We start from the raw sequence: 3,984 nt of genomic DNA, 5'->3' as shown, positions 1-3,984 counted from the left end.
GTCCGCACAGCGGACCCTACGGTAACGTCGTGACCTGTAGGGTCCGCTGTGCGGACCGACGACCGTGCAGATCGCGCGATGGCCGGTTTTATGACCAAGGCATCCCTACCAGCCGAGCCGCCGCAGGTTGCGTTCGACCTCGTCCTGGTCGCTGTAATAGGTCTTCGCGCCGTTGCGGTCGATATAGCGCTCGTGACCCTTGCCGGCGATCAGCGCAACCCAGGGTTCTTCAGGCGGGCGGGCGGCCAGCAGGTCGAACAGATGCGCGACGGCGAGTGGCCGCTCCACGATCACATCCAGGCTCGCGCCGGGCATGCCGGTGAGGATGTCCGCGATGATCTGCTCCGGGTCTTCGGTCCGGGGGTTGTCGGAGGTGACGATGGCGTGGTCGCAGTGGCGTGCCACCGCGGCGCCCATTAGTGGCCGCTTGCCGCGGTCACGGGAGCCGCCGCAGCCGAACAGGGTGATGATCCGGGCGCCGGGGAAGCCGGCGCGGATGGCGGTCAGAATGGTGTCGAGCGCATCCGGCGTGTGCGCGAAGTCGACAACGAAGGTCCGGTTGCCGGCCACCCGACACTCGAAGCGGCCATCCACGGCTTGCAGGTGCCGCCAGTCGGTCCGTGCGCCGGTTCCCAGTACGCCATCGGCCAGCGCGACCGCCAGAGCATAGTTGCGGCGGTTGTGCGCCAGCGCAAGAAAAGGCTTGGCCGCCAGTGCCCGCGGTTCCAGGGTGGGTTCGTCGAGGAGGCAGATCGCCGCCTGTGCAACCCCCGCTGCCGACAGCCGACCGGCTACCTCGGGGCTGCTGCAATAGAGTCGTCCGCCGTCGACGAGCTGGTCGAGAATGCGCGCCTTGGCGGCGAAATACGCGGCCTCGGTCCGGTGGTAGTCCAGGTGGTCCTGGGTGAAGTTGGTCCAGCCGGCATCCTGCAGCGGCAAACCGTGGACGCGGCCCTGATCCAGCGCGTGGCTGCTCACCTCCATCACCACCCAGTCGCAGCGGTCCTGATGGGCGTGCAGCAGTCGACGCAATTCAAGCTGGGGTGGCGAGGTAAAGCCGGTCGCGGCCAGTGGTTCCCCATTGAGCGACAGCCCCAGAGTGCCGACCGCCAGCACCCGTCGTCCGTTCGCGGCCAGAATCGACTCCAGGTACTTGATGGTCGTGGTCTTGCCGTTGGTGCCGGTGACGCCGATGAAGCGCAAATCCGCACGCAAGGGATAGACCCGATCGCAGAACCGCCCGATCACCGCAGCCCAGTCCTCCGGACGGGTCACATAGATGCCCATGCCGGGCAGGTGGTCGAAGCAATCGAGCATCCGGTTGGTGACCAGCACGGCGCAGGCGCTGTCCGCCAGGTAGCGCCGATAGATCTCCGCGTCGTCGCGGCCGTCATCGAAGCGTTGGAAGAACAGGATCGAGCCGGAGTCGCAGGCATCGGCGCGCCACTGCAGGTTGGTCAGCGCGGCCGGGGCGTCCGGCTCACGCCGCCAGGCGAAGTCGGTGGACGCGAGCAGTTGGGAGAGCGGGTTGGTGAGCATCATGGCGGGCGAGCTTAACCGAGGCGCGGGCGCCTTGAAAGCGCGTCGTATTGCCTGCTGCGCATGCCGTCCTCGTGGGAGCGGCCTCCGGCCGCGATGCGGTCTCGCGGGGTCTCGCGGCGGCGTTCATGGCGGCCCCGATTGTGGCCGCATGTCACTCCCACAACATTGAGAGCCGCCGTGCGACTTTCGTGGGAAGGCGATTTCGATGGCATCGGCTCGGCCAAGGAGTTCGGCTGCGGTCTGTTACTGGTCCGCTGCTTGAGCTAAATTGTGCCCATCACTGTGGGCACAAATCGGGAGATCGCCGTGCAGACCTTTACCATCCGCGACCTCCGGGACAACACCGGCGGGATCGTTCGCGAGGCCGAGTCGGGCCGCCTGTCCGTCGTGACCAAGCATGGGCAGCCGATTTTTGTGGCCGTGCCGTTCGACGAGGCGCTGCTGCGGGAGGGGGTGGCAATGACGCTCGCCACCCGACTGTTCGATGAGGAGACCATCTCGCTGGGCAAGGCGGCGCGGCTGGCGGGGATGGGGGTTGCTGAATTCATGGATCACCTGAGCCGGCTGCGGATCCCCATTGCACGTCCGCGTCCCGGAGAGTTGGAGCAGGAGCTTGAAGCCTTTGGTTGATGTCGTCGTCGCCGATGCGGGACCGCTGATCGGCCTGAGCCGGGTCGTGAGCCTGTCGGTGCTGCCCGCGGTGTTCGCGCGTACGCTGATCACCCGGACCGTTACCTCGCAGAGCGCGTCATTGAAGATGCACTGCGGCTAACTGGAGAGTAACACGGACACCCCATGCCCCCCTACTCGGCGAGGCGCCTGGTTCATGGCACGCCATGTCGTCGTCAACCAAGCGCTGACGACCGCCACCCTCAGTCGCTACGGGCTGACTCTACTGTGGACGCTCGCGCGCTAAGCCCGCTGGGCTCAACCGCCGGGTGCGGAAAACCGCATGTTCGGTGGTGTGGGACCCGACCCGATCAATGTTGATTGCAGCCGCGCGACTTTCATGGGAAGGTAATCTTCGAAGAACTTGGTACCACGCCGGCCCGACCTCCGGTGACCGGGGCGACTCGATCGGAGGCCGATGCTGATGACCTGATAAAGACGTGCTCGCGGTGCCACGCCAGAAACACGCGATGCGGATCGATGAGCCGATGGACCGAAAGCGACCTGTCGAGCCCCAGAACCTGCCGCGAGGCGGGGTCGAGCCGGTCCGAGACGATGACCCGGCCGGCGTCGTCGATGGTCATGAATCCGCGGTCGAATGCCGCGTCGAGTTGGGGGGCAAGCAGCAACCCATTGAACACGTCCAACCGTTCGGCGTCGGTGTCGCAGTGCGCCCAGGGTTTGATGTGGCTCGCGCGCAGTAATTCGGCGACGACGAGTCCGGATACCGGGCAAGTGCCCTCCCAGTAGTCGAGCAGGCCGTTGCGGAACAGGTCCTGACCCACCCGTTGCACGACCAGTCGTTCCGCCTCCGTCGTCCGCGGGAGTGAGGCGGTCCGCTGGAGGAAGACCTGCAGCGGCGCATCCGGGAGCGCCCGCGATAGTTGAAACGCGCGCCGGATCAAGCGGTGGAGCGACGCCGCGACGGCCAGGCCCCGCGCCGCGCAAGCACCTGCCGGCAGCGGCTTGGTCCAGGGCGCTCCAAGGTCGGGCAGGGCCGCGCAGACCTCGCGGCGAGAGAAGGCAACGATATAGAGTGTCCCTTCCAGGACGCGGAGCCAGATGCGCAGGCTGGTCTGACTGCTCGCGAAGGGGAGCCAGGCCCCGTCCGTCGCCCCCTCCAGGTCGAAGCCGTTGTCGGTGGCTGTCTTCTCGAGACGGGTGCGGTCAATGGGTGACAACATCATCGCCCCTTGTTTAGCGTCTTGGTCAACCATCCGACGCGGATACTCACGAATTCTTGAAGCGTTCGTTCTGCGAGCATCGCCTCGGCACGCGCTGCCCGGTCATCCTTGCTCGCCGTCTTGCCTTTGTAGTCATCCTCCAGTCGATCGCACTCGCTGTCCACCGCGGCCGCACGCGCCGCGATGAGTGTTGGGTGGTTCAGGTTGAGGATTCCGTTATCCCTCGTTTTGTTGTTGTGCGGAATGCCAATAGCAAGAGCGAGCGCTCTACGCTGCGCGTCGCTGAGTGGCGCATCCGAGCGGACGTACATCTCCCCCTTACTTGTAAAGCCCACGCAGCGCTCGTAGCAGTGGTCTACCGGCCAGGGTAGATCCGGAGCCTGATCATCCGCTCGGAGCGCGCTCTGGCCCTTGCGGCAGTCGCACGTCGTTTCGGTGGCGCAGCACAGGCTCGACTTTGGCCATTTTTGCCTGAGGCCGGGCGCTGTGCACGGGTGGGCTGGACCAGGGCCGGCGGCTCCTGCGGAGGTGGCGGCAGCGGGAGACCGGCGGTATCGTCTGAAGTCGACCAAAACACCAGCCGTCACCG

5 protein-coding genes are annotated in these 3,984 nt (G+C 66.1%); 2 read left to right on the top strand and 3 right to left on the bottom strand.

All coding sequences use genetic code 11. The features are described 5' to 3' along the window. Positions 1-105: 105 nt before the first annotated feature. Positions 106-1,542, bottom strand: a complete 1,437-nt coding sequence (locus tag QZY03_RS30480) for a Mur ligase family protein (protein ID WP_363168450.1) — start codon at positions 1,540-1,542, stop codon at positions 106-108. A 270-nt stretch (positions 1,543-1,812) separates the two neighbouring features. On the opposite strand from QZY03_RS30480, the gene QZY03_RS30475 reads away from it, so the two are divergent. Both QZY03_RS30475 and QZY03_RS30470 read left to right on the top strand, forming a co-directional pair. Beyond that, complete coding sequence (locus tag QZY03_RS30475; RefSeq protein ID WP_295587906.1) at positions 1,813-2,172, top strand: type II toxin-antitoxin system prevent-host-death family antitoxin; 360 nt, start codon at positions 1,813-1,815, stop codon at positions 2,170-2,172. Further along, on the top strand, positions 2,165-2,314 hold the full coding sequence (locus QZY03_RS30470; protein WP_295587904.1) for a hypothetical protein: 150 nt from the start codon (positions 2,165-2,167) through the stop codon (positions 2,312-2,314). Before QZY03_RS30475 ends, QZY03_RS30470 begins: the two co-directional genes overlap by 8 nt. Positions 2,315-2,549: 235 nt before the next feature. Here QZY03_RS30470 and QZY03_RS30465 read toward each other — a convergent pair whose 3' ends face one another. Next, positions 2,550-3,428, bottom strand: a complete 879-nt coding sequence (locus tag QZY03_RS30465) for an HNH endonuclease (protein ID WP_295587902.1) — start codon at positions 3,426-3,428, stop codon at positions 2,550-2,552. Further along, on the bottom strand, positions 3,395-3,706 hold the full coding sequence (locus QZY03_RS30460; protein ID WP_295587900.1) for a hypothetical protein: 312 nt from the start codon (positions 3,704-3,706) through the stop codon (positions 3,395-3,397). The genes QZY03_RS30465 and QZY03_RS30460 overlap by 34 nt, the downstream gene beginning before the upstream one ends. Positions 3,707-3,984 lie beyond the last annotated feature (278 nt).

Origin of the sequence: uncultured Lamprocystis sp., from assembly GCF_903933125.1 — a bacterium.
Classification (GTDB): Bacteria; Pseudomonadota; Gammaproteobacteria; order Chromatiales; family Chromatiaceae; genus Thiodictyon.
The sequence above is the reverse complement of the archived record's forward strand: the minus strand, read 5'-3'. Positions and strand labels throughout refer to the sequence as shown.

Bases quoted from the DNA above. Each gene is read 5' to 3' on its own strand.
- QZY03_RS30465 (WP_295587902.1), bottom strand. From the start codon at position 3,428: ATGGTTGACCAAGACGCTAAACAAGGGGCGATGATGTTGTCACCCATT.
- QZY03_RS30480 (WP_363168450.1), bottom strand. From the start codon at position 1,542: ATGATGCTCACCAACCCGCTCTCCCAACTGCTCGCGTCCACCGACTTC.
- QZY03_RS30460 (WP_295587900.1), bottom strand. From the start codon at position 3,706: ATGTACGTCCGCTCGGATGCGCCACTCAGCGACGCGCAGCGTAGAGCG.